We start from the raw sequence: 26043 nt of genomic DNA, 5'->3' as shown, positions 1-26043 counted from the left end.
CTAGCAATCGAGAACTAACATTGGTGGTCGGCTATGCCATAGCGTCATACTCTCCGCCCCCCACAACCCTCCCTCCCAACGAGGACATCAGGCCAATAAGCGATTGGTTCGCAGGTTGGCCAAGCGATTCAGGAGCATCGACAGCGCTAGTTGTTGGCCTAGGATATGAACGAGCCAAAGCAGAGGGAGCGTGTGAATACTTCGATGCGAGCGAAACGTGGGTTTTTTTTCCGTGCTCACCGCTATTTGCATATGATGAGGCCGTCGTGACAAACAACACTGAACTCATGAAGCGATCACAGTTGCGCGATCGACTCGTCAGTTACAGGGTAGATCATCCAACGGAAGCGTTTGGCCAATTGGCTTCCGTCACATCAAACCTGTTATCCCGAACTAACCCTGTGCTGCTGCCCTTCGGTCCAAAAATTTTTTTTGCTCTGAATCTCTTGGTTGGTGCCATATACCGAGAAATAGGGGTTTGGCACGTTACGGGCGACTCTGACGTATTAGAGACATCTAACACCGCGTCTGATCACACCGTCGCGTTTCGGGCACGTTTAAGCCCCACATAGAGATTCCAGTAATGGCTGACGTGGTGAAATGCAACATCTCAACTCATTGCCCTCCCCCGAGTCGAATCGTCATCTCTTTGATTGGCATGTTGACTATCATGCGAAGCAGTCGAGCCTCTCCTCCTGATAGGTTGTGGGCACGCTCAATAGCCGCACGAAGAGGTTCTGCCTGCTCCCGGACTTTGACAATAACGTCGTCAAAGTGCGTGGCCGTTCCGATGCGCATCGCCAATTCGACATTTGGCCATTGGCTCCATCCATAGTTTTCCGGCGTGTGATACGCCACCGTGCTAAGCAAGTCATAGAACGGTGCCAGTCCATAGCCACCTGGCTGCGAGAAGAACGACACGTTCTTCAAATGGTTGTCACCATTCCCAACTAACACGTTGAACACAGCCCATCGGTATATCGCGTTTCTACTGAGAGCCCTGGCTGTCTGATGTTCAATGCACGCAGAGAGAGACTCGGCATTTGCCGAGTGGTACTTGAACGTTCGGTCACGACTCAGGAGTTGCAACGCATCGAGAGTGTGAATTCTTTGGACTGGACTCTTTTTGAGATTTCTGTCGAATCGTTCCACCACGTAGCAAGCCGATGGGACACGCAGCAAGTAGGTGTTCGGAACGGGCAGTCCAACCGCTCGGGCCAGACGCATCGTGTAAAACTCGTTGACGGCCGAATGCGGATACCCGGTGTGGCGCATATCCGGCTTGAGAATGTGCGTCGATGGCTCATTCCCTTCCGGCTCAAAAAGCTGGTTGTCATGCTCCGCGTCGAGAATCACCAACAGCTTTTGCTGAGCGCCGGCCGCACTCATTCGCTTTGGAGCGTCTGCCGTGATCGGCGCAGATGGCATTGCCTGAATGCGAGCTTCAAGTACGTCGTATGGCAATGCACGCCGACCTCCGGCGTCATCGCCCTCACCCGGAGGAAGCAGCGTGAGAGATCCGGCAGACTCTCGTCCGTAGTACGCCAGCAAGCCCCAAGAATCCTCCGACTCCAGTTTTGCCTCCTTCGCAAGTGCGATGCGCATCGCTTCCTCCGGCAGAAGGTTGTCAAAAAACCATTGCACCGGTCGCTGACTGGAGCCGTCAATTACAACTTTTTCATTCAGCGGGAACGCTGGTGCCAACTCGAAGCGTTGGTCGAACGACAGCCATTCTGGGGCATATCCAAACGACCAAACGCCATCGGTTTCGGTCAAGCTTCCCATGTGCTGGCCGTTGGAAAGAACCTTCAGTGAGCGTTCCGTCATTTAACTTTCCTCTTTACGTCTTTTGAGGATTCAGTCTCGGGGGCGGCTGAAGTCTCTTGGTTCTTTCTAACTCTTTGCGTTTTCAATGCAACAGCAACGGGTGATTGGTTAGCGACCAGCCGTTCCGCGGCTCTCACCATACGAGTGTTCGAAGGCTCGAAATAAAGCTCGGGAATTTGCGCGCGAATTGAGACACCCAACTCTCGCAAGAGAAGGAGCACTTTGCCCAACTGTGCTGTCGGCTTGCCTGCCTCCACCTGGCTGATGAACTTGGGCGACAGGCCTGTCGCCAGCGCCAGGGCGTCGCGCGTGAAGCCCTGCTGAAGCCTAGCGAGCCTTATCGTTCGCCCCAAAGATTCCGCGCCATTGATGAGTTCATCCGTCATCACCATCACCTCATTTCGTTCCCGTTCGGGAACATTATAGCCTGACAGCCGGCTTAGCTTGGATTTCGTTCCCGAACGGATACGATATCGCAACAAGATCCCTCTGGAACAAATTTCGTTACCGCTCGGAAACGAAATTAGAAAATCCGCATTCACATCGCCATTTGGTTCCCGATCAGGTACGAAATTACTCAACTTGGGTGCTTCAAGCGCTTTTGTTCCCGCTCGGATACGAAAAAGTGACACTGGTTTGCTTGAGCTCGCTCTCAAATTTCCGAGAATTGGCTGCCGCCCTCCTTTGCTCCAAGCGGAAGTCAGGCATGCGGCGACGTCCCGGTACCACAGCGATTCCCACAGCAAGCGCTGCTCGAAGTGCCCATCGTCGCATGCGCGCACCGTACACCGCGACCGCATTACTCCTCTCATCGACTGACAGGATGCAGGCCGTCATAAGTACGCGAAGATACGAACGGAGCGAAAGCGAATCATCGACGCGACACCCGCGCGGAAGAAACTTGCAGCTAGCTCAGCGAAAGCGCGTGCGATTCCAAAGACTCGTTTCAGACATCGAAGCACTTCGTATCAACGTCGTCCACAGGCTTCTAGCGGGTTGATAAAAGTCGCCTCCGCTTTCGCTGGAACAGTTTCGGTAAGCCTCGGGGTAGCGCCTATGACTCCCAGCGTAACCACTACGGTGATTGCCACGATCGCTGGACTCATCGCTAGCGGGCTGCTAGTCAAACGGTACGGATAATGTCGCCTGTGCGCACGATTCAACGGAGCCGTTCGGCTCCGTTTTCGTTTCTGGCTGCGCATTGCGTCGATGTTCGCCATCGGCCAAGGAGAATCCCTATTGAGGCATCGGAATGCTCTGAATCTCAATGAGTGACCTAGAATGCGACTCCGAACGCGTGGTGCCCACATCGTCAGCTCGATAATCTTGTTCCCGTCGCGCCCCAAACGCGACCGGGTTTAGCGACCCGAATGATGAATGCCAGGGCACACAGCCGCAGAACATTGCGGCTTTCGTGTGCGATTTACCACGCACATCCAATCTATGGGTGGGCCTGGATTGGGACACCTTCGGGTGTGCCGCTTTAGCCTGGTACATCAGCGGTTCGCTAACCTAGTCCAGTGCCCGCCCACCCCTGCGCAATGCAGCGGGTGGCGGGAATCTCAGATTGGCTAGTTAGAGGTGCCCCGCATGACGCTTCATCTTCCCACAGCTTCCTTAGTCCACGCTTCCGTCGACAAACTCAACACGCTCTCCGAACGTATCCTTGCCCTCACGACGTGCACAACCACGGACACCGGCAACGAAATACCTCATCGATTCCTCGTCGCGATCTTCGAAGAGCTTGGCGAAATGACAGTTGAACTCGTCTGTGAATGCCACAAATTGAAGGCTGATTGCCTCGACGCGTAGTCTTCCCCTCAGCAGTTCGTCTGACTCTGCCAACGGCATGGCCCCCGCATGTTTCGGCTGTATCTACAGCATCGCGCTACCCTCATGTGCGCTCGCTGCTTCAATTTCAAGCCACGCCTTTCGCCATGCACGCCATCACTCCCCTCCCCGTCGTTCCAATCGGAATTTCCCCATATACGGTGCGTTCGCGCGCTGCTGTAATAACTCCACATTCGCGCCACGCCTCCATACGCGGCTTCCGTTTGTGTGCAGCACCAAGCATCACCACTTCCGGCGACAGATGCCAGAAGTCTCTTAGCGCTCAAAAGCGTTTGCTAGGGCATTTATACGAGAGCTCGGCCAATATCCCATCGCGGGCAGTGTCCATCGTCGTACTGCGGCCATCATCCCAAAAATTTCCTTTCTCGCCCAGCAGGTAGGGCCGTCGCAACCCAACCTCACCCGTTGGTTCGTTCGTTGACGTTATTGCTTCCGTAAGCCGGTCGTCTTTCAGGACGTCTAGCGTCGGGAGTGTCAGCGCCGCACCCGGAGAGAGGGTTGCGTATGCGTGCCTTGCAGAGTCCGGGCGGTTGTCGCGCGGCTCAGCGCGGCTTGCGTGACCGAGCAGCGGGTATTACCTCGCGCGTCCGCCGTCACCTCATACCTCTGCATTCTGGCCTTCATGCCAAACCTTCCAGTCGTCCACGGCGCGCTATCACTCGTCTTGATCGCTAAGGTTACGGACAACAGGTAGAAAGCACTGCGAGCGCCCGCCGCCCGCAGGGTCGAGGACGGCGGGCGCACGAAGTGCGCCCGTAGACTTGTATCACTAGCACTTAACGACAAGTCCTCGGAAGCGCTCGCCAGACAAGGCACGACAGGAACACTTACCCCCAAGCCATCCGCGCAAGGGGACCCCTGATCAACGTGATTGAGGCAAGCGATGAATGACACGAACGTATTGAACTGCTCCCCTTTCCGTCGCGAGTGGATCGTCCGTCGACGTGTGTTTGAGGACGGTCAACTTGAGGCGACAGCGATTCGATTCGACCGCTACCTGAAGGTGCAAGCGTTTCACCTCATGCCGCGTGCAAAGCGCGGTGAGTCGCAGACCACGGAGGAGAACAAGCTGATGGCCGCCAAGCGTGCGAAACAGCAAGTTCGGCTACGCTGCAAAGCCATTGGCGCGGACAGGATGATCACGCTGACGTATCGCGAGAACATGCTGGACAAGGAACGACTCAAGCGCGATTTCGACGCACTGCGCCGCCTCTTAGGCCGGATTCAGAACTTCCAATACGTCGCGGTCGCAGAACGTCAAAAGCGCGGTGCTTGGCATCTTCACATTGCCGTTAAGGGCCGACAGAACTACCGGGTACTGCGGACGCTGTGGTTGCGCGTCGTCGGTGAAGACAACGGCAACGTCGACGTTCGTAATCCGAATCGCGAAGTGGGTCTGCGTCACAAGATCGCGTCCTACATCGGCAAGTACATCGTCAAGAACTTTGACGAGCATCAGTTGAACGAGAAGCGCTATTGGACAAGTCGCGGCATCACGATTCCTGAGCCAGAAACGATTAGGCATTTCCTCGTGGATAGCCCCGCCGAAGCCATCGTCGCTGCGTACGATTCGGCATTGGAGACTGGTGCGACGCTTGACGATCACGCGTATTACTGGAGTCAGGACAACGGCTACTTTTGGATGGCGACAAAAGAGCGTCCGGCCGTTTCCAGCAAGGCATAAGGAGATACAACAATGTTCGAATATTCTCGCTGCGAGCAAATCGTGCGACGTGGCACGTTTGCTAGCTCTCAAACTGGAAGCATGCAGCCGCCTGCAACTCACCCCAGGGCGAGCAAACCAAGCGCAGGCGGTATCCGATGAACACCACTTTTCTTCTTATGGCTCAGTACGGTGCTGTCGCAGTGGTCCCTATCGAAATCGTGTGCCGGGACTACTTCTCCCACCTCAGCGCAGAGAAACTGACGCGAAAGATTGGCGCAGGCGATATCGCGCTCCCCTTAGTCCGAATGGAGGGTTCACAGAAAAGCGCGAAGGGAGTGCATGTGGAGGACCTGGCGAAGTACATCGATGAACGCCGAGCAGCGGCAGTGAAAGAGTGCAACCAACTCTGCTACTGAATCGTGTGCCTCAATCGCAATAGCAAGAGGCTCGATGTGTAGATTGCACCCCGAAAATTGGATGCGAATCCAATCTTTGGGGTGTTTTTCATGGCTGTCTCGTCAGCGAATGCACGCCACTCATCAGCAGAGCCCCCAACCTTGCTCACGGCCCGGAACTGCCTCGTCTGAGGCGAACTCGCTCGTCCACGGAGGACTTGCGCCACGGCCCGGCCCGCGAAGAAGTGCTACATCCGTGCTACATGAATCATCACCCTACCCTAGAACGCCCAAACGACGCGGCTTTCGCGCGTTTAAGCCGTCCAATCCATCATCGGCGCGACGCTGACGCGGCGTGCAGGCAGGTTCATGCAAATTCCTCAGATACAGCAAACGCCGTCCCGCCTTGGCAAGACGACGTCTCTTGAAAAACGAAACACAAAGTATACGTCATGCTTCTGCGCGTCGCCGGGATGCGCCGCCCGCTCGACATGGGCGCCCGCGGCCGTCGCCACGGGGACAGCGCGGATTCTTCACACGACACGTTCACGCGCCAGGAGTACACTTTCGCCTTCCCCCGAATGACACGCTGACGAGCACGCAGCACAAGGAGAGGCCGCATGGCACCGAAGGATCTGTTACAGGCACTCATCGTCGTACTCGCCTGGGGAGTGAACTTCGTCGTCATCAAGGTCGGCCTGCATGGCGTGCCGCCCATGCTGCTCGGTGCACTGCGCTTCCTGCTCGCCGCCTTTCCTGCGATCTTCTTCGTCAAACGTCCGCAAGTCCCGTGGCGATGGCTGACCGCCTACGGCGCGACGATTTCGTTCGGACAGTTCGCCCTCTTGTTTACCGCAATGTACGTCGGCATGCCCGCCGGCCTCGCCTCGCTCGTGCTGCAAGCGCAAGCCTTCTTTACGCTGGGGCTCGCGGTGCTGTGCCTCGGCGAACGCTTTCGTGCACAGAACATCGCGGGCTTGCTGATCGCCGCAGCCGGTCTGGCCGTCATCGGCGGACAAGGCGACGGCGCAATGACACTGCTCGGCTTCGTCCTCACGCTGTGCGCATCGCTAAGCTGGGCGACCGGCAACATCGTCACCAAGAAAATCGGCAACGTCGATCTCGTCGGTCTCGTGGTGTGGGCGAGCCTGATTCCGCCCATTCCCTTCGCACTGCTGTCCTACTGGTTCGAAGGCCCGCAGCAGATCGCCGATTCGCTCGCACACATCTCGGCAGCGTCGGTGTTCGCAATCGCGTATCTCGCCTTCGTCGCCACACTCGTCGGGTACTCGCTGTGGGGGCGCCTGATGACACGCTACCCCGCCAGTCAGGTCGCACCGTTCTCGCTGCTCGTACCGATCATCGGACTCGCCTCGGCCGCGCTATTGCTCGACGAAAAGCTCACGGCGCCCCAGATTGGTGGCGCCGCACTGGTGATGTCCGGCCTCGCCGTGAATGTGTTCGGCGCCAGGATCAAACAACGTCTGATGCCGTCTTCGCGCTAGCGAGTTCCAAATGCAGGAGCGGGAACGGCCGCCCCTGCCCGTCGAGCTCGGAACGCCCGACCACATCGAAACCTTCGCGCCGGTAGAACGCCAGCGCCTGCGGATTCTGCTCGTTGACGTCGACGCGCGTGCAGTCGAGCTCGCGCACGGCGTATGCGAGCAATGCTCCCCCGATGCCCTGGCGACGTGCCTCGGGCGCCACGAACAACATCTCCACGCTACCCTGCGCGACCCCCACAAATCCACGGATCAGGCCGGCATCGTCGCGAAACACCCGCAGCGTGACAGCCCCCAGGTATTCGTGGCGAATGCGCGGACGCAGCCATTCGATATCGGCGTCGCTCAGGAAATCGTGCGTCGCACGCACGGACGCCTCCCATAGCTCGGTGATGGCGTCGTACTCATGTTCGCTGGTAGTGAAAATGCCTGACATAGCGGCGTCTGACCAAGATTCGTTGACACGTTCAGCGCGATCGGCGCGACGTTCGGACAAAATCGATGCACGGCGCACATGGCGGCGCCAGAACGCAAAAAGCCTGATTTCACGTGGAAATCAGGCTTTCGAATTTGGTTGCGGGGACAGGATTTGAACCTGTGACCTTCGGGTTATGAGCCCGACGAGCTGCCAGACTGCTCCACCCCGCGTCTGAAGAATAAGATTATATGACAATTGCCATCGCAGTGCAACAAGAATGACGGATAATTTTCCTCGTCCCCATCGACGGCCGCGGCGCGCTCATCGCTGTGCCCCGCAACATGGGTTATCCCGCGACGCCGGGCGGGGCGCCGCACAGCGCGCGCCGCCGATGATACACTCGCAGCAACCATGAACCGACGTCCTCCCATCCAATTCTGTTCCGCCTGCGGCCATCCGGTCGAGCTGCGCATTCCGCCCGGCGACAACCGCGAGCGGCATGTCTGTACCCATTGCGGCACCATCCACTATCAGAACCCGCGCAACGTGCTCGGCACGGTGCCCGTCTGGGGCGATCAGGTGCTGCTGTGCAAGCGTGCCATCGAGCCGCGTCTCGGTTACTGGACGCTGCCCGCGGGTTTCATGGAAATCGGTGAAACGACGGCTCAGGCCGCCGCGCGCGAGACGCTGGAAGAAGCCGGCGCCGTCGTCGAAGTCGGCGCCCTGTTTTCGCTGCTCAACGTCCCGCACGTCAATCAGGTCCATATCTTCTATCTGGCACAGATGCGCGAACCGCAATTTGCCGCCGGCGAAGAGAGCCTGGAGGTCGCACTCTTCTCGGAAGACGAAATCCCCTGGGACGAGATCGCCTTCGCGACCGTGGCCAAGACGCTGCGCTTTTTCTTCGAGGATCGTCGCGCCGGCGCGTTCGGCGTGCATCTGGAGCCAGTCGCCAATGGCGCTGCGCTACCAGGCACGCCGGTGCCGGGTCTGCCGGTCAACACCGCGCACACCGAAGACATCCTCACGCCGATGCTGCGTGTCTGAGCGCCCCTCCGCTTTTCGCCCGCACGCAAGGTCGGCCCCCGTCCACCGATCCGCTCGTTCCGCAGGTTGACGTCGCCATGGTCGTCTGGCTCGAAGCAAACGATCCCTTTCCTCCGGTCGACGAAGCGCTCGACGCGTCGAGCGACGCCCCAGGGCTGCTCGCGGCGGGGCTCGATCTCTCGCCGCAACGCCTGCTCGCCGCCTACCGCCGCGGCATTTTCCCGTGGTACTCGCAGGGTCAGCCGGTGCTCTGGTGGAGCCCCGACCCACGCATGGTGCTACGCCCCGAGAACTTCGTCGTCAGCCATAACTTCCGCAAGCTACTGCGCCGCGTGCTGCGCGAAGAGACCTGGGAAATCCGCCTCGACGCGGACTTCGCGGCCGTCATGCACGCCTGCGCCGAGGCGCCCCGGCGCGGCCAGGACGGCACCTGGATCACGCCCGCCATCGTGAGCGCCTATCGCGCACTGCACGATGCAGGCCTCGCGCACAGCGTGGAGACGTTCTACGACGGCGAGCGTGTCGGCGGCCTCTACGGCGTATCGCTCGGCCGCATGTTCTATGGCGAATCGATGTTCGCCAAGCGCAGCGACGCCTCAAAAATCGCACTCGCCGCACTCGTCGCGTTTGCACGCACACACGCAATAGAGGTGATAGACTGCCAGCAAAGTACCGCCCATCTGGCGTCGCTCGGCGGCGGCGAAATTCCCCGCCATGCGTTTCTCGCACACGTGCAGACGGCGGTCATGGCACCGGCACCGGTCTGGCGTCTGGACAAACAGATTCTGGGCGCACTCGCCTACGGTAACGCAGCAGACAAGGCTCACGAGGTTTCCCAGTGACCCACCCAAACGAACTGCCGCTCTCTCCGCTGTCCGCCCTTCAGTTCTACGCAACGGCGCCCTACCCCTGCAGCTATCTCGACAACCATACGGCTCGCTCGCAGGTCGCCACGCCCAGCCATCTCATCAACTCCGACGTGTACAGCGAACTGGTCCGCGCCGGCTTTCGCCGCAGCGGCGTCTTCACATACCGGCCCTATTGCGATGGCTGCCGTGCCTGCGTGCCCGTGCGCGTGCCGGTCGCCCGCTTTGCCGCCAACCGTACGCAACGACGCATCTGGCGACGCCACGCCACGCTCGCCGTGAACGTCTCCGGTCTGCACTACACGGAAGAGCACTACCAGTTGTACATGCGCTATCAGTCGCGGCGTCACGCGGGCGGCGGCATGGACCACGACAGTCGCGAGCAATACGAGCAGTTCCTGCTGCAAAGCCGCGTGAACTCGCGGCTCGTCGAATTCCGCGAGCCGCCCGGTCATCAGGGCGCGGGCACGCTACGCATGATCAGCATGGTCGACATCCTGAGCGATGGCCTGTCGTCCGTGTACACCTTCTTCGATCCCGACATCGAAGGCGCATCGTACGGTACGTACAACATCCTCTGGCAGATCGAACAGGCGCGCGCCCTGGGATTGCCGCACGTCTATCTCGGCTACTGGATTCAGGCAAGTCGCAAGATGGTGTACAAGGCGAACTTCCGACCGCTCCAAGGACTGGTCGACGGCCAGTGGCAGGACATGCCGGAACAGCTACTGGACGCAGCCGGTACCTGACACGCACTCCGCAAAGTCGACACGCTCGCTGCTCCGGACGACGGCCCGCACTTTGGCGGGCCGTGGGTTTTCGTCTCCACTCCGCCCGCGCTTCGCCTGCCATTGCCTCATCGTAGTGCGCATCGCGTCCATAAGGCGCCCGATGCTACGCAAAACAAGAGTACGCAGAGCGTAGAAAAAGACGCGCTCTGCGACCGGTATCCCGGTAAAATGGCGACTTTCCGATTCCGCCGAACCCGACATCGTGCTTGCGCCCCTCTATCCTCTGGCCCGTCGCGCCCTGTTCTGTCTTGACGCCGAACAGGCTCACCATCTGACGCTGGCCACCCTGCGCGGCGCCGCCTCGCTCGGTCTGGCCGGACTTGTCGGGCAGACACTGCCTGAAAATCCGCGCACGGTCATGGGCATTCGCTTCCCCAATCCGGTCGGCCTGGCCGCCGGCCTGGACAAGGACGGCAGCTGCATCGACGGCCTCGCCGCGCTGGGCTTCGGCTTCGTCGAAGTGGGCACCGTCACGCCGCGGCCGCAGCCAGGCAATCCGAAGCCGCGCATCTTCCGCCTGCCGCAAGCCGAAGCGATCATCAACCGCATGGGCTTCAACAACGGCGGCGTGGAGCAATTCCTCCAGAACGTGCAGTCGGCGCGTTACAAGGGACCGCTCGGCCTGAACATCGGCAAGAACGCCGATACGCCGATCGAGCGCGCCGTCGACGACTACCTCATCTGCCTCGAGAAGGTGTACCCGTACGCAACGTACGTGACCGTGAACATCTCCTCGCCGAATACGAAGAACCTACGTCAATTGCAGGGCGGCGACGAACTCGACGCATTGCTGGGCAAGCTCAAGGACAAGCAACGCGCGCTCTCCGATCGCCACGGCAAGTACGTCCCGATCGCACTGAAGATCGCTCCGGACCTCGACGACGAACAGATCAAGGTTATCGCCGGCACGCTCACGCGCCATGGCTTCGACGGCGTGATCGCCACCAACACGACGCTCTCGCGCGAGGCCGTGGCCGGGCTCCCGTACGCGAACGAGACAGGCGGCCTGTCGGGGCGTCCTGTGTTTGACGCCTCGAACCGGGTGATCCGGGCGCTCGCCGCCGAGCTCGGCGGCGCGCTGCCGATCATCGGCGTAGGCGGCATCCTCAGCGGTGCCGACGCGCAGGCGAAGCTCGACGCAGGCGCCAGCCTGGTGCAGGTTTACAGCGGCCTGATTTACCGTGGACCCGAGCTAGTGCGAGAATGCGTGCAAGCGTTGCGTACGGTCTGAGGGGCCGGACGCCACGCGCCCCACATTCCCCAAGGGAGAGATCATCACCATGAAAAACTGGTTCAAGAAGCTGTGCCTCGTCCCGCTGGCCGCCGCCGCGCTCGCGACCACCTCGCCGGTGCGCGCCGCCGACCTGCTCAGCACCGTGAAATCCGCGGGCGTGCTCAAGATCGGCATCGAAGGCACCTATCCCCCGTTCAACTATCGCGGCGCCGACGGGCAGCTCGACGGCTTCGATGTCGACGTGGCCAAGGCCGTCGCCGAACGCCTGGGCGTGAAACCCGTGTTCGTGACCACCGAGTGGAGCGGCATCATCGGCGGGTTGGTGGCCGGCAAGTTCGACGTCATCGTCAACCAGGTGGCGATCACCGACGAGCGCAAGAAGTCGGTCGACTTCAGTCAGCCGTACGTCTACTCGGCAGCGCAGCTCATTCAGCGCAAGGACGACAAGCGCGAGTTCAAGTCGCTCGACGACCTCAAGGGCAAGAAGCTCGGCGTGAGCCTCGGCAGCAACTACAACACGCTCGCCAAGTCGGTACCCGGCATCGACGTGCGCACGTATCCGGGCGCGCCCGAATATCTGCGCGACCTGGCAGCCCAGCGTATCGATGCGGCACTCAACGATCGCCTGATGCTGGCCTACCTGATCAAGACGTCGAACCTGCCGCTGCGTCCGGGCGCGGTGCTCCACGGCGCGAGCGAGTCGGTCGGTATCCCGTTCCGCAAGGGCAACCCCGAATTCGCCAAGGCCGTCGACGAGGCGCTGACGAAGATGAAGCAAGACGGCTCGCTCGCCAAGCTCTCGCAGAAGTGGTTCGGCGAAGACACGTCGAAGCCCGCGAAGTAACACGCCCGATTCGGCTACGCGGCGGCACCTCGTTCGTCGCCCGACGGCCGGCACCATGCGCATAAAGCAGGTGCCGGCCGTCGCGTTTGCGGCGCCCCGCGACCGGAATGTCCACGTAGAGCGCCAACGCAGCCGCTTCACCGCGGATGACGCACGACGGCGAACGCGCCGCATCGGCTGACGAAGGCGCGACGCCCGGTCATCGGGCAGCGCCGCCGCACCGCGCCACCATCGCCACTCACAAACACGCCCCCATGAATCCACTTGAACTCGCCGCCCAATCCATGCCGGTGCTCCTGCAGGGCACCGTGCTCACGGTCAAGTTTGCCCTGATGTCGATGGTATTCGGCCTCGCGATCGGCATCGTCGTGGCGATCATGGGCATCGGCAAGGTTCGCGTGCTGCGCGCCATTGCCCGCGCCTATGTGAGCATCATGCGCGGCACGCCGCTGCTCGTGCAGATCTTCGTGGTCTACTACGGCCTGCCCGGCATCGGCATCTCACTCGAGCCAACGCCCGCGGGCGTGCTTACGCTGAGCCTCAACGTCGGCGCCTATCTGTCCGAGAGCATGCGCGGCGCACTCGAAGGCATGCCGCGCGGCCAGTGGCACGCGGCATACAGCCTCGGCCTCTCGTACTGGCAGACGCTGCGCTACGTGATCGCGCCGCAGGCGCTGCGTATCGCCGTGCCGAGTCTCGGCAACAGCCTCATCAGCCTGATCAAGGACACCTCGCTCGTGTCGGTGATCACCGTCACCGAGTTGCTGCGCTCGGCACAGGAAGTCATCGCATCGACCTATCAACCGCTGCCGCTTTATCTCGCGTGTGCAGCCATCTACTGGGTGCTCTCGACGGGGCTGTCGGCACTGCAGCGACGCATCGAGAAACGTCTCGCGTTGCCGGCGCGAAACTGAACCGCCAACGCTTCGTCGCCGCGAAAAAAAGCCGGACCCGCAGTCCGGCTTTTTCTCTTGCGACTGACCGGCGATCGACCGGCCGCCCACGTTCAACGCGGTGCGCGACGCTCGCGATACATGGCGCGGAACGTCTTGCCGCTCGGCACCGGCATCTCCCGCGTGTCGGTCCAGCCGCCGCCGAAGGGGAGTTTGGAGATGCTGCCTCGCTCGCGTCCCATCCACTTCAACGCACGCGAGCCCAGCCCCGAAAGCGCCGAATAGAGACGCGGACGCCGCGCCGCAAAGGCCCACGCCGCCAGCGCCGCCCGTTCCTGCCACGGACGCAGGCCGCGATCGACCTGGCGCTCACGCAGCTTGCGCAGCAAATCCGAGATCGGAATGCCGACCGGGCATACCCGGTTGCATTCGCCGCACATCGTGGCCGCCTGCGGAAGGTCGAGCGTCTTCTCCAGTCCGACGTAGCTCGGCGTGAGCACCGATCCCATCGGCCCCGGATACACCCAGCCATACGCATGCCCGCCGATCTTCTGGTACACAGGGCAGTGATTCATGCACGCACCGCAGCGAATACAACGCAGCATCTCCTGGAACGCGCCGCCGATCAGCCCGGTACGCCCGCCGTCGACGAGCACGAAATACATATGATCGGGACCGTCGACTTCGCCCTCGGCGCGCGTGCCGGTCAGCAACGAGAAATAGTTCGACGTGCCCTGCCCGGTCGCCGAGCGCGGCAGCAGGCGCATGGCCGTAGCCAGATCCTCCAGCGTGGGCAGCACCTTTTCGATACCGGTCACCGCCACATGCACACGCGGCATGATCGTGCACATGCCTTCGTTGCCCTCGTTGGTCACCACCGCCACGGAGCCGGTTTCGGCCACGAGGAAGTTGCCGCCGGTCACGCCCATGTCGGCCGACAGAAACTGCGGGCGCAGCATCTCGCGCGCCTCGCGCGTCATGGCCGGAATCTCGGTGAGACGCGGCTTGTCGTGTACGCGCGCGAACAGGTCGGCGACCTCGTCCTTGTCCTTGTGCACGACCGGCGCAATGATGTGCGACGGCGGTTCGTTGTCGTTGATCTGAAGAATGTACTCGCCCAGATCGGTCTCGATCGACTGCACGCCCATGTCGGCGAGCACCTTGTTGAGCTGCAGTTCCTCGGTGACCATCGACTTCGACTTGATCACTTTCCTGACGTCGTGCTTGCGCGCGATCTCGGCGATCAGACGCGCGGCATCCTGCGTCGATTCGGCGAAAAGCACGGTCGCGCCGCGACGCGTGGCTTCGCGCTCGAAGATCTCGAGCCAGACGTCGAGATTCTCCAGCCCGCGGTTACGCCTCGCCTTGAGCGCCTCGCGCGTCGCCTCGAAATCGATCTCCTCCATGGCGACCGCGCGCGCCGTTACAAACTTCGTCGAGAGTTTCTTGAGGTTGGCCTGCAGGCGCTGGTCCGCGAGCTTTTGCCCGGCGCGCGCCTTGAACTGCATCGATTGAACTTGCATCGCGACTCACGAAAAGTGATGACGGCCAGCACGCGTCACCGGAGACGGTACGGCGCACACGGACGTACGGGTCGATAGGTCGGAGACGGCGACGGATTCACGCATCGCCGGCGAGCACCTGCGCGATATGCAACACGCGCGTCTTCGTATCGCCCGTGCGACGCAGGCGCCCTTCGATGTTGAGCATGCAGCCGAGGTCGCCCAGCACGACGGCAGGCGCACCGCTCGCCGCAATATTGGCGCACTTCTCGTCGACGATGGCCGTCGAGATATCGCCGTACTTGAGAGCGAAAGTGCCGCCGAAACCGCAGCACGCCTGGCAGTCCTTCATCTCGGTCAACTTCACGCCCGACATCCTGGCAAGCAGCGCACGCGGTTGCGACTTGACGCCGAGTTCTCGCAAACCGGAGCACGAATCGTGGTACGTCACCTCGCCGTTGTAGTCGCCGGGCACCGTCTCCACGTGCAGCACGTTGACGAGAAAGTCGGTGAGCTCGTACACGCGCGGGCGCAAGCGCTCGTAGCGGCCCATGAGCTCGGGATCGTCGGCGAAGAGATCGCCGTAATGCGCCTTGACCATGCCGCCGCACGAGCCCGAGGGCATGACGACATAGTCGAAAGATTCGAATTCGTCGAGGAATTTCTGGGCGAGATCGCGGGCGATGGCCCGTTCGCCGGAGTTGTAGCCCGGCTGCCCGCAACAGGTTTGTGAATCGGGGATCACGACCTCACAGCCGGCCGTCTCGAGCAGCTTGAGCGTCGAGAAACCGATCTCCGGACGCATCAGGTCGATCAGACACGTGACAAAGAGTCCGACGCGCATTGGGGGAATCCTCTTTTCGGGAATAATGGGCCATTATAAGACGCTGGACCGGTACGGCCCAGCGTGGATTCCCGGACTCGCAGGTTGCCGGTTATGACAAGGGCCTCACATCCCGGACCGGTACGTCTCCAGTGATTCGGCCCGCTCCATGGGCGCGCGGCGCGTTGCCACCCGTGCGCCGTCGCCACGGTCGGACGGCGCCTCACGTGAACTCGGCCGCCCCCATGTGCGCGAAGTGGCCTCGAGCGAAAGCAGGTTCAGCACCCGCTTCAAGTCGACTGCCATATCGTCGGTCTTCTCCTCCAGGCGTGACATGCGTCCGGACAATCCGGACATGCGCGAGTCGAGAGCGCTCACCGAGTCCGACGTCGCCTTCACTTGAGACTGGAGCGCATGCACCAGATCCAACGTCTTTTCGCTCTGACGCCAGTTTTCCCGAGCCAGCTTCAACGCCTCCTCTCCCTGCTTCCACGCAAGCGCTTGTTGATCAGCCTGCTCCCACGTGATGACTCTGTTGATGTTCGAATACATTCTGTGCTCCTCGCTGTTGATGAATTCCCTCGTGTGATTCAGAAGGTCTTCCACGGCCTTCCACCCCTTTTCCCTGTCAAATCCCCGGATACTTCCCAGGCTTACACACCGAATCAGCACCGTGACGGCAAAACCCACGATCGCCACCGCCACCGACGCTACCGACAACGCAACGGCGGCAACCACGGCGGCGACTGCGTAGACGCCGCCGGTGATGGCCTCGCGCGTGCCGTGGTGCTTCTTGTCCGGCCGGACGCTCGCGCAAGCCCGGTCGATCGCCCGCCGCATCTTTTCCACGAGCGGCGCAGTCTCGTCATAGAGGGCCATGCACCGACGCTTCGCACCTTCCAGTGCCTGCCACTGCTCGCCTGCATCCGCATGTGTTTCGCCCCGCGATGCCGCGTGATTGCGCTTTACCAGATCGCCGTACCGATTCAGCATGTCCCGTTCGTGCTCAAGCGCTTCACCGAACGCCGTCAGCACTTTCAGGAATCGCCGCGCGGATGGCGTCAGCAACTCGGCACATTGCTGATCCAGTTGCTCGCCAACCATCGAGCAGAAGAACCCGGGCCGGTCGGGCGTCGTGATGCAGCGCCAGAACGGGTCGCGAAGACCGCCGCGCCAGTATCCGGCGGTCGCCTTGTCAAAGGACTTTTCAAACGTCTCCGTGAGCTTGTCGACGGAATACGTGCTCAGGTTCAGCGTCTCGCACGTATTCCGAAGCTGCATCAGTTGCGCGGCGATTTCGGAGCGTTTCTCCGCGATCGAAACACCCTTTTCGCAAATCTGCGCCGGCGCGGACCAGGGACTGGTTTTCATCGGCCAATCCGGACATCCGGCATACCCCACGTATTCGTGATACATCCACCCCTCTCCTTTTTGATGCTGGGCACACCCGCACTCCCGGCGGGGCCCGACATCGTTACGGGAACGAAGGTCATGCTAACGATGCGATCGACGGCGCACTTTAGATTTCTGTCACGGCATGCATGCAACTCGTCACGCTGGCTCGAGGTATTGACGGCGTCTGTACGCAGGACATGGCGCTGCCATGCCGAGCCTCCCTTTTTCGCAGTTTTCTTCTACGCGAAGCCCTGCGAATTTTTCACAATATGATATAGAATCACCCCTATACGAAACTCGGCCCTACCTCATGAAAGACGAAAGCAGTCAAGGCGCGGAGTCGCGCACGTCCATTCAGGTAATCGAGCGCATGATGCGTCTGCTCGATGCCCTCGCCGCGCATGCCGATCCGGTCAGCCTCAAGGATCTGGCGCAAGCCACCGAACTCCATCCGTCCACCGCCCACCGCATCCTGAACGACATGGTGGTGTGCCGCTTCGTCGATCGTTGCGATCCGGGCACGTATCGACTCGGCATGCGTCTGCTCGAGCTCGGCAATCTGGTCAAGGCGCGCCTGTCGGTGCGCGATGCCGCCCTGACACCAATGCGCGGCCTGCACCGGATTACCGGACAGACGGTGAACCTGTCGGTGCGCCAGGGCGATGAAATCGTGTACATCGAGCGCGCCTACAGCGAACGCTCGGGCATGCAGGTCGTGCGTGCCATCGGCGGTCACGCTCCGCTGCATCTCACGTCCGTGGGCAAGCTGTTCCTCGCCGCGGACGAAGCCGCGCGCGTGCGCGCATATGCCACGCGTACCGGTCTGTCCGGGCATACGCGCAACAGCATCACCGATCTGCAGAAGCTCGAGCGCGAACTGAGCCACGTACGCAAGTCGGGCTATGCGCGCGATAACGAGGAATTGGAGTTGGGCGTGCGTTGCATCGCTGCCGGGATCTACGATGACAGCGGCAAGCTCGTGGCAGGACTCTCGTTGTCCGCACCGGCCGATCGCCTGCAGGATGCATGGCTCGCGAATCTGAACGAGACCGCCCTGCAGATTTCAGCGTCGCTCGGCTTTCATGCCCCGCGTCCCGACGCGAATGGCTCAGCGCCCCAGACGACGACCGTCGAGTGAACCGGCGCGCACCACCCTGCACCACGTGCACCACCTGCATTAGTCGGCGCTAATCGCGCTTGCGGCAGATCGCTTCTCGGGCGACTTGACGGATAGCTTGCTTGCGTGCGCCACGGCTTGTCGCCTCGTGATTCCCGATGCCATCACGCGGTCTGGCGTTCGGCAGACGACGCCCTCGTCCCGGGGCTCCCCGTCATCGCATCGCGATACGCGATACGCCGTCCAATTCATGACACGCAATAAAAAGGCGCTCCCGCAGGAGCGCCCTTTTACTGCTGACGCGACGTGTATCGCGCCAATCGATCTCACACGGATTACAGCGCGTGCTCGCCATTGGTGGCGACTTGCGCGGTCGGTGTGGTACCGGCCGTGCGTTGCGGCGTCGCGCCACCACCATCGAGCAGCCACTTGCGAACGCGCGTGGCGTCGGCAAAGCGCGAATACTTCCCGCTCGAATCGAGCAGAATCATGATCACCGTACGGCCATCGACGTTGGCCTGCATCACGAGACACTGACCGGCCTCATTGATGTAACCCGTCTTCTGCAGGCCGATTTCCCAGCCCGCGTGACCGATCAGATGATTTGTGCTCACGTAGTGCAGCTCGCGACGACCGGTGTTGACATCGTAATTGCTGTCCGTCGAGAAGCGACGAATCATCGGGTACTGGTACGCCGCCTTGACCATCTTCACGAGGTCGCGCGCGCTCGACACGTTCTGGCTCGACAACCCCGTCGGATCACTGAAGTGCGTGTCGTTCATGCCGAGCTGCTTGGCCTTGCGGTTCATCGCGGCGACGAACGCCGGGCGCCCGCCCGGGAAGTAACGCGAGAGTGCCGCGGCTGCGCGATTCTCCGACGACATCAGCGCAATGTGCAGCATGTCCTCGCGCGAGAGGCGCGAGCCGACCGACAGACGCGAACCGGTGCCCTTCTCGTAATCGCGATCCTCGTCGGTCACTTCCATCACGTCGGTCATCGGAACGCCGGCGTCGAGGGCAACCATGGCCGTCATCAGCTTCGAGATCGACGCGATCGGCAGCACCGCTTGCGAGTTCTTGTCGAAGAGCGACTCGCCGGTGCGCTCGTCCACGACAAAGGCAACCGACGAACGCAGCGCGAGCGCATCCGGCGTTTCGTGCAGGCCGAAGGCGCGGCCCGTCGACAGACGCTCCGGTGCTTGCGGTGCGAAATTGACGGTGCGATACGACGTCACGACACGGCGCTTACCGTTCTTGTAGACAACGCGCTTGACGGCAACACGCTTGGCCGCGGGTCCATCGTCTTCGACGGCCGCGAGCTTGCGGGCCTTGGTGCCCACTTTCGCGCTCTTGGTCTCGCGAGACGCCTTGGTCGCTATGGCGTGTTTGGCGCCGGCCTTGGAGGCGGCAGTGGATTTGGTATTCGCGCACGCCCGCTTCTGGGCAGCCGTCTTGGCCGTCTTCGGCGAGCATTCGCTCGCTTTACCGGCAGCGTGGACGATTGCCGGGGTACCGGCGGCGAGCGAAATCGCCACGACGGCAGCACCCCAGAGGCGGGAGCGGCACAGACGCGCAAGGGCGGTGATCGCGTGCATAGATTGGGAGTAGCGTAAGGTTGGCAGGCAACGAGTTTGGGAGAAGTTTAGTAACTTCCGAAAAAATAAGCAATATGAATGACTTAGCTGAAATACTTAAACTGGCATCTGGCAGTTTTGTGCAACGCAGCGCGTCGAAATACACATTTGCCAAATTTCGCCAAATAACGCCAATCCCTTTGAAATACGTCAGTTCAAAAAATGCGCCCATTCCTGCAGGGGCGCGCGCTCGGTGACGAGCTGGTTTTCCACCGCATTGGGGTCCGCGTACCCCAGTGCCATGCCGCATACGACCATCCGGGTTTCCGGCAAACGCAACGCGTCGGCAATGACCTGATGGAACGTCGCGAATGCCGCTTGCGGGCATGTGTCGAGCCCGCGCGCCCGCGCCGCCACCATCACGCTTTGCAGGAACATGCCGTAGTCCAGCCAGCTCCCCTGCTCCAGATGCCTGTCGATCGTGAAGATCATGCCAACCGGTGCATCGAAGAATCGGAAGTTGCGCGCATGCTGACCTTGCATGCGTTCCTTGTCGGCACGACCGATGCCCAGCAAACCATACAAGTCCCAGCCAACCTTGCGACGCCGCGCCTGATAAGGCTCTGTCCACTCGCGCGGATAGTAGGCGTACTCTTCCTGATGCATCAAACGCTGCGCCGGGTCGTTGAATGCGTCCAGCAGTCGCGACGTCAGACGCTGCAACGCGTCGCCCATCAACACATACGCTTGCCAAGGCTGGATGTTGCTGCCCGAAGGCGCACGCGACGCCACTGCAAGAATGTCGGCCACGGTGTCCTGCGACACCGGCGTCGGCAGGTACGCCCGAATCGAGCGGCGGCTTCGAATCGCCTCGTCAACATATTCCACGCGCGGGCTGACGTTGTCGTTGACAGCCGACACATGCGTACTTTCCCCAGCCATCCCCGCTTCGGCAGCGGCACCGATCGCTGCCGCGCGCGCGTGGACGTCGAGCGCCGAAATCTCGTCTTGAGGCAATGGCTGCGCGTTGTGCGCGCTCGGGTGTGGATGTTTCATGGGTTATCGCTCACGACAAATGAAGAATGACGCCAATCCACCCTGTCACGACGCGGGCGAGGCAGGCGCCGAGCGCCGCTCGATCACAAGCGCAACGCCGAGCGCCGCCACCACCATGCCGGCCGCACTCAAGGGGGACAGTGTTTCCCCGAACAACAGCCATGCCATGACGGCTGTCGTCGGAGGCGTCAGATACATGAGGCTGGAGACTTTCGTCGCAGCACCATGCCGGATCAGGAGGAACAGCAGGGAAATCGCACCGATCGACAGGGCCAGCACCGACCAGGCGAGCGCACCGATCATCTCGGCATTCCAGCGAACTTCCATGGTTTCGAGCGCCCACGCAGCCGGCAACGTCACTGCGAACGCCGCACCGAACTGGACGAGTGTGCCCACGCGCAAATCGAAATGCGCGCAGAAGCGCTTCTGATAAAGCGTGCCCGACGTGATCGCAAAGAGACTGAGTACACACAGCGCCACCGCCGAAGCGCTAAGACCGCGCACGCCCAATTTGTTGGCGACGACCAACCCCACACCCGCGAAGCCGCACAACAGTCCGAGCCACTGACGCCGCGACACTGGCTCACCGACTACGCGGGCAAACAGCGCCGTCAGCAGCGGCTGAATGCCGACGATCAGCGCCGCGAGTCCCGCCGGCACGCCATGCTTGATGGCTGCCCATACGCCGCCCAGATAGACCGCCTGAATGAGAATGCCCGATACGGCCAGATGCGCGTAGAGCGCCCAGTCGGCCCGAGCAATGGCGCCCACAGCGTCCCGCCCCGACGAAGACGACGCCTGTCGCGTCGGCCACGGCGTACCGGTCAGCAGCGCCACGGGAAGCATGACCAGTAGCGTACCGCCGAAGCGCAGTGCGAGAAACGTCAGCGGTTCGGCATTCGGCATGCCGTACTTCGCCACGATGAAGCCTGTGCTCCAGATCAACACGAACCACCACGGCATGGTGGCGCTCCAGATGGCCGTGGGGCCCGCGCTTATCCCGCGTGATGCGCTCGCCGATGACGTCGAACGGTCACTCATACGAGGGCGCCGCTCGGTTGTGCCGGTTGTGCCGTGGGCGTCGATGGCGCCGCCGGTACGCCATACGTTCGACGGCCGGCCTGATGGAACTGACTGGCCAGACGAACCGTTGCGAAATGCGCCGAGACCGTCTGCTCGATGTCTCGCGCGTACCCGCCCGCCATGGCGATGGCTACCGGCAGCGCGCGTTCCGCGCAGGCGGTGAGCACGCAACGGTCGCGTGCGAGCAAACCGTCGTGCGTGAGCGCGAGGCGTCCGAGCCGGTCGTTCTCGAGCGGATCCGCGCCGGCGAGATAAATGACCAGCGCCGGAGTGAACTGGGCGAAGAGATCGGTGAGCGCGTGTCCGAGTGCGACCAGATAGTCCTCGTCGCCACACCCGTCCGGCAACGCCACGTCGAGGTCACTGCGTGCCTTGCGAAACGGGTAATTGTGCTCACCGTGCAGCGACAGCGTGAACACACTCGGGTCGTGTTCGAAGATGGCGGCCGTTCCATTGCCCTGATGCACGTCCAGATCGACGATCGCGATCCGCGTGCCCGGACCGAGTTCCGTTTGTATTGCGCGTGCCGCGACGGCCGCGTCGTTGAATACGCAGAAGCCTTCGCCACGGTCGGCACAGGCGTGATGCGTGCCGCCGGCAAGATTGACGGCCACGCCTTGTACGAGCGCGGCACGGCATGCAGCCACCGTCGCGCCGGCCGAGCGGCGCGAGCGCTCGACCATTTGCGGCGACCAGGGAAAACCGATCTCGCGCTGCTCCTTGGGATTCAGCTCCCCACGACTCACGCGGGCAACGTAGTCCCGAGCGTGCACGCGCGTGAGCATCAGGTCGTCGGCCGGCAACGCCTCGGTCAGCGCAACATCCGGCAATTCACCGGCCACGCGTTCGCGCAACCGGGCGTACTTCTGCATGGGAAACCGATGCCCGGGCGGCAACGGCAAAACGAAGTGATCGCTGTAGAACGCTTGCATCGACGCGAGTGGCCCGCAGCTGCGGCAGGCAAAGGAAAGAAATCTGGGTGGCATCGACACCGGCGAGCGGGGCGCAGCGCACGGACAAAAAACAACGTCATGCCGCTGTCGCATTTCCCGTCCAATCGGTATCGGAACGGGACGATAGTACCATCGCCGCCCCGGATTCGCCGGGCCCCCAAACGGTGCAAAGCCGCACCAGACAAGGATTTTGGCGGGAATACGCGCGCGCGCCGCGACGCGACGGACCGCCCCGAAAAGTGGATCCCAACCTTTTGATTTTTTAAGTTTTTATTGAATTTGTGCGTTGCACAAAAAATTCTTGACACCGCCAAAAATATCTCTAAACTTGCGATTGTGCGATGCACAAAAGAGATCGCACCCCAATGAGAGGCCCCAACCGTGTTTTCACCGACATAAGGTGAGAACCGACAAGCGAACACGGAGTGGGTCGATATGCTGTGTATGACACCATAGGAGAACGCCATGTCGTTTCTGACCCCCGAGCAACTCGCCGCCGCACACAAAGCCAACCTCGAAACCCTGTTCGGTTTGACGAACAAGGCGTTCGAAGGCGTGGAGAAGCTCGTCGAACTGAACCTGCAAGCCGTGAAGGCATCGCTGGCCGAATCGGCTTCGACGGCCCAGAAGGCCTTTGCCGTGAAGGACGCCCAGGAACTGCTCGCCCTGCAAGCCAACCTCGTTCAGCCGGCTGCCGAGAAGGCACTTGCGTACGGTCGTCACCTGTATGAAATCGCTTCGTCGACGCAGGCTGAAGTGACCCGTGTGGCCGAAGCCCAACTGGCCGAGAGCTCGCAGAACGTGCAAGCCCTGTTCGACAACCTGGCGAAGAATGCCCCGGCCGGTTCGGAATCTGCCGTCGCGCTCGCCAAGTCGGCGCTGTCGGCGGCCAACAGCGCCTTCGACAGCGTGCAAAAGGCCACCAAGCAAGCCGTGGAAATCGCCGAAACGAACTTCGCCGCTGCGACCAACGTCGCCTCGAAGGCCGCCGCGCAAGCCTCCCGTGCTGCCAGCGCCAAGAAGTAATCGACTGCGGATCGGCTGCGTCCAGATCAAGTTGACGAGGGACGCTTGAAATACCGTCGCCGCCCCCCAAGCTGATACAGCGACACCAGTTGTCTCCTCGGTACCGCAGGTACCTTTCGAACCCGGCCCCAAGCCGGGTTTTCTTTTTGATACGGGCGCTCTCGCTCATCGCTTCATCACCGGTCATCGGTGGCCCATCGCCCGACGATGCTCGTCACCAATGTTCGCGCTTGCAAACGTCACTAACAAAAAAACCGCCATCCCGAAGGAATGGCGGTTTTTCGTTTCGGCGCCCGTCACCGTGGTGGGCAGACGATTGGGGACGCTGAATTCCCCTCCATGGACAGCACGCGCGTCATGGCAATGACGATGCGCGTGCGCTGGACGAAGCGTTGAGGACTACTTCTTGCGTGCCGGCGGGACGTCGGTGCAGACACCTTCGTAGATTTCCGCGGCCATGCCGACCGATTCGGCCAGCGTCGGGTGCGGGTGAATCGTCTTGCCGATATCGACGGCGTCCGCGCCCATTTCGACGGCCAGACACAGTTCACCGATGAGGTCGCCCGCATGCGTGCCGACGATAGCGCCGCCAACAATGCGATGGGTTTCTTCGTCGAACAGCACCTTGGTGAAGCCTTCGTCACGGCCATTGGCGATGGCGCGCCCCGACGCCGCCCACGGGAACACGGCCTTGCCGTACTTCACGCCTTCAGCCTTCAACTGGTCCTCGGTCTTGCCGGCCCAGGCCACTTCCGGATCGGTGTAGGCCACTGACGGAATCTGGATGGCATCGAAGTAGGCCTTCTCGCCATTCGCCGCTTCCGCCGCCACGTGCGCCTCATGCACGGCCTTATGCGCGAGCATCGGCTGGCCGACGATATCGCCAATGGCGAAGATGTTCGGCACGTTCGTGCGCATCTGCTTGTCGACGGCGATGAAGCCGCGATCGCTCACCGCCACGCCCGCCTTCTCCGCACCGATCTTCTTGCCATTCGGACTGCGGCCCACGGCCACCAGCACCAGATCGTAACGTTGCGGCTCGGCCGGTGCGGCCTCGCCCTCGAACTTCACGTAGATGCCGTCGGCCTTCGCCTCGGCGCCCACAGTCTTCGTCTTGAGCATGACACGGCCAAAACGCTTGGCGTTCATCTTCTCCCAGACCTTGACCAGATCGCGGTCCGCGCCCTGCATCAGTCCATCGAGCATTTCCACGACGTCGATCTCGGCGCCCAGCGCACTGTAGACCGTCGCCATTTCGAGACCGATGATGCCGCCACCGATCACCAGCATCTTCTTCGGGATCTGGCGCAACTCCAGCGCACCGGTCGAGTCGACGATGCGCGGATCTTCCGGCAGGAACGGCAGCTTCACGGCTTGCGAGCCGGCAGCGATGATCGCTTGCGCGAACTTCACCACGCGCTTGCTGCCGTCTTCGGCCACAACTTCGAGGTGATTCGGATCGAGGAACGTACCCACACCGCGCACGACTTCCACCTTGCGCATCTTGGCCATGCCCGCCAGACCGCCCGTGAGCTTGCCGACCACGCTTTCCTTGTAGGCGCGCAGCTTGTCGAGATCGACCTCCGGCTTCGCGAACGAAATGCCATGATGGCCGAGCGACTGGGCTTCCTCGAGGACGGCTGCGGTATGCAGCAGCGCCTTCGACGGGATGCAACCCACGTTCAGGCATACGCCGCCGAGCGTTGCATAGCGCTCGACGAGCACCGTCTTGCGGCCCAGGTCGGCGCTGCGGAACGCGGCCGAGTAGCCACCGGGCCCCGCGCCCAGCACGACCACGTCGCACTCGGTGTCCGCGCCGCCGCTGTGCTTCGCTGCGGCCGGCGCCGGCGTGCTCGGCTGGGCGGCGGGGGCCGGCGCTGCCGGTGCTGTCTGAGCCGCGGGGGCTGCCGCGGCAGGCGCGGTGGCCTTCGCGGCGCCGGCGTCATCGGCCTCGACAATCGCGATCAGCGTGCCTACGCTGGCCTTGTCGCCGACCTTGATCTTGACTTCCTTGACCGTGCCCGACACTTCGGACGGCACTTCCATCGAGGCCTTGTCGGATTCGAGCGTGACGAGCGACGCTTCCTTGGCGATCCTGTCGCCGGGCTTGATCATCACTTCGATGACATCCACGCCCTCGGCGCCGATATCCGGCACCTTGACTTCAATGAGACTCATGC

General features: G+C 61.8%; 22 protein-coding genes, 1 tRNA gene and 1 pseudogene. 12 read left to right on the top strand and 12 right to left on the bottom strand.

Annotation, left to right across the window (positions count from 1 at the left end; translation table 11 throughout):
• Positions 1 to 615: 615 nt before the first annotated feature.
• Together RO07_RS10525 and RO07_RS26560 are read right to left on the bottom strand one after the other, a co-directional pair.
• Entirely contained in the window at positions 616 to 1827 is a 1212-nt protein-coding gene (locus tag RO07_RS10525) for a HipA domain-containing protein (protein WP_039410521.1), read from the bottom strand.
• 119 nt (positions 1828 to 1946) lie between these two features.
• A pseudogene (locus tag RO07_RS26560) lies at positions 1947 to 2216 on the bottom strand (helix-turn-helix domain-containing protein); the annotation flags it as partial.
• 1201 nt (positions 2217 to 3417) lie between these two features.
• Between RO07_RS26560 and RO07_RS25895 the strand changes: the two are divergent.
• The 4 genes from RO07_RS25895 (at position 3418) to RO07_RS10500 (ending at position 7244) form a co-directional block, all read left to right on the top strand.
• On the top strand, positions 3418 to 3639 hold the full coding sequence (locus RO07_RS25895) for a hypothetical protein (protein ID WP_147284516.1): 222 nt from the start codon (positions 3418 to 3420) through the stop codon (positions 3637 to 3639).
• Positions 3640 to 4561: 922 nt separating this feature from the next.
• Positions 4562 to 5362, top strand: a complete 801-nt coding sequence (locus tag RO07_RS10510) for a rolling circle replication-associated protein (RefSeq protein ID WP_039410515.1) — start codon at positions 4562 to 4564, stop codon at positions 5360 to 5362.
• A gap of 137 nt (positions 5363 to 5499) precedes the next feature.
• Positions 5500 to 5760: a pyocin activator PrtN family protein gene (locus tag RO07_RS10505; RefSeq protein WP_039410512.1), complete on the top strand. Its 261-nt coding sequence runs from the start codon at positions 5500 to 5502 to the stop codon at positions 5758 to 5760.
• A gap of 599 nt (positions 5761 to 6359) precedes the next feature.
• Complete coding sequence (locus tag RO07_RS10500) at positions 6360 to 7244, top strand: EamA family transporter (RefSeq protein WP_039410510.1); 885 nt, start codon at positions 6360 to 6362, stop codon at positions 7242 to 7244.
• Here the strand turns inward: RO07_RS10500 and RO07_RS10495 are convergent.
• Together RO07_RS10495 and RO07_RS10490 are read right to left on the bottom strand one after the other, a co-directional pair.
• Entirely contained in the window at positions 7213 to 7755 is a 543-nt protein-coding gene (locus RO07_RS10495; protein ID WP_237171418.1) for a GNAT family N-acetyltransferase, read from the bottom strand. The genes RO07_RS10500 and RO07_RS10495 overlap by 32 nt on opposite strands.
• Before the next feature lie 57 nt (positions 7756 to 7812).
• Positions 7813 to 7889 (bottom strand) — tRNA-Met (locus tag RO07_RS10490).
• 199 nt (positions 7890 to 8088) lie between these two features.
• Here RO07_RS10490 and RO07_RS10485 point away from each other — a divergent pair.
• From RO07_RS10485 to RO07_RS10455, 6 genes are all read left to right on the top strand, one after another.
• Positions 8089 to 8706 (top strand): NUDIX hydrolase, encoded by a 618-nt coding sequence (locus tag RO07_RS10485; protein WP_084072838.1) that lies wholly within the window; start codon positions 8089 to 8091, stop codon positions 8704 to 8706.
• A 77-nt stretch (positions 8707 to 8783) separates the two neighbouring features.
• The gene (gene aat, locus RO07_RS10480; protein ID WP_039410505.1) at positions 8784 to 9548 is read left to right on the top strand and encodes a leucyl/phenylalanyl-tRNA--protein transferase; all 765 of its coding nucleotides are present in this window, start codon (positions 8784 to 8786) and stop codon (positions 9546 to 9548) included.
• A complete protein-coding gene (locus RO07_RS10475; protein ID WP_039410502.1) occupies positions 9545 to 10321 on the top strand; it encodes an arginyltransferase in 777 nt (258 codons plus the stop codon). Before aat ends, RO07_RS10475 begins: the two co-directional genes overlap by 4 nt.
• A 244-nt stretch (positions 10322 to 10565) precedes the next feature.
• A complete protein-coding gene (locus RO07_RS10465) occupies positions 10566 to 11594 on the top strand; it encodes a quinone-dependent dihydroorotate dehydrogenase (RefSeq protein WP_039410500.1) in 1029 nt (342 codons plus the stop codon).
• A gap of 49 nt (positions 11595 to 11643) precedes the next feature.
• On the top strand, positions 11644 to 12441 hold the full coding sequence (locus RO07_RS10460) for a cystine ABC transporter substrate-binding protein (protein ID WP_039410497.1): 798 nt from the start codon (positions 11644 to 11646) through the stop codon (positions 12439 to 12441).
• Positions 12442 to 12695: 254 nt separating this feature from the next.
• Entirely contained in the window at positions 12696 to 13355 is a 660-nt protein-coding gene (locus RO07_RS10455) for an amino acid ABC transporter permease (protein WP_039415029.1), read from the top strand.
• A 92-nt stretch (positions 13356 to 13447) separates the two neighbouring features.
• Here the strand turns inward: RO07_RS10455 and RO07_RS10450 are convergent, their stop codons facing one another.
• The 3 genes from RO07_RS10450 to RO07_RS10440 form a co-directional block, all read right to left on the bottom strand.
• Complete coding sequence (locus RO07_RS10450) at positions 13448 to 14857, bottom strand: lactate utilization protein B (RefSeq protein ID WP_039410494.1); 1410 nt, start codon at positions 14855 to 14857, stop codon at positions 13448 to 13450.
• Between the two features lie 97 nt (positions 14858 to 14954).
• Positions 14955 to 15680, bottom strand: a complete 726-nt coding sequence (locus tag RO07_RS10445) for a (Fe-S)-binding protein (protein WP_039410492.1) — start codon at positions 15678 to 15680, stop codon at positions 14955 to 14957.
• A 105-nt stretch (positions 15681 to 15785) separates the two neighbouring features.
• Entirely contained in the window at positions 15786 to 17075 is a 1290-nt protein-coding gene (locus RO07_RS10440) for a hypothetical protein (protein WP_039410490.1), read from the bottom strand.
• Between the two features lie 289 nt (positions 17076 to 17364).
• Between RO07_RS10440 and RO07_RS10435 the strand changes: the two genes are divergently transcribed.
• The gene (locus tag RO07_RS10435; RefSeq protein ID WP_039410487.1) at positions 17365 to 18192 is read left to right on the top strand and encodes an IclR family transcriptional regulator; all 828 of its coding nucleotides are present in this window, start codon (positions 17365 to 17367) and stop codon (positions 18190 to 18192) included.
• Positions 18193 to 18506: 314 nt separating this feature from the next.
• On the opposite strand, the gene pbpG is transcribed toward RO07_RS10435, so the two are convergent.
• The 4 genes from pbpG to RO07_RS10415 form a co-directional block, all read right to left on the bottom strand.
• Positions 18507 to 19766: a D-alanyl-D-alanine endopeptidase gene (gene pbpG, locus RO07_RS10430; RefSeq protein WP_039410484.1), complete on the bottom strand. Its 1260-nt coding sequence runs from the start codon at positions 19764 to 19766 to the stop codon at positions 18507 to 18509.
• Positions 19767 to 19955: 189 nt separating this feature from the next.
• Positions 19956 to 20687 carry a nitroreductase gene (locus tag RO07_RS10425; protein WP_052267563.1) on the bottom strand — a complete coding sequence of 244 codons (732 nt, stop codon included), beginning with the start codon at positions 20685 to 20687 and terminating at the stop codon, positions 19956 to 19958.
• 159 nt (positions 20688 to 20846) lie between these two features.
• Positions 20847 to 21842 (bottom strand): DMT family transporter, encoded by a 996-nt coding sequence (locus tag RO07_RS10420; protein WP_039410481.1) that lies wholly within the window; start codon positions 21840 to 21842, stop codon positions 20847 to 20849.
• Positions 21839 to 22816, bottom strand: a complete 978-nt coding sequence (locus RO07_RS10415) for a histone deacetylase family protein (RefSeq protein WP_084072550.1) — start codon at positions 22814 to 22816, stop codon at positions 21839 to 21841. Before RO07_RS10415 ends, RO07_RS10420 begins: the two co-directional genes overlap by 4 nt.
• 486 nt (positions 22817 to 23302) lie before the next feature.
• Here RO07_RS10415 and RO07_RS10410 point away from each other — a divergent pair, with 486 nt between their 5' ends.
• Entirely contained in the window at positions 23303 to 23863 is a 561-nt protein-coding gene (locus RO07_RS10410; protein ID WP_039410478.1) for a phasin family protein, read from the top strand.
• Positions 23864 to 24262: 399 nt separating this feature from the next.
• Here RO07_RS10410 and lpdA read toward each other — a convergent pair whose 3' ends face one another.
• Positions 24263 to 26041, bottom strand: a complete 1779-nt coding sequence (gene lpdA, locus RO07_RS10405; protein WP_039410477.1) for a dihydrolipoyl dehydrogenase — start codon at positions 26039 to 26041, stop codon at positions 24263 to 24265.
• Positions 26042 to 26043: the final 2 nt, after the last annotated feature.

This window comes from Pandoraea pulmonicola (assembly GCF_000815105.2).
GTDB lineage: Bacteria > Pseudomonadota > Gammaproteobacteria > Burkholderiales > Burkholderiaceae > Pandoraea > Pandoraea pulmonicola.
The sequence above is the reverse complement of the archived record's forward strand: the minus strand, read 5'-3'. Positions and strand labels throughout refer to the sequence as shown.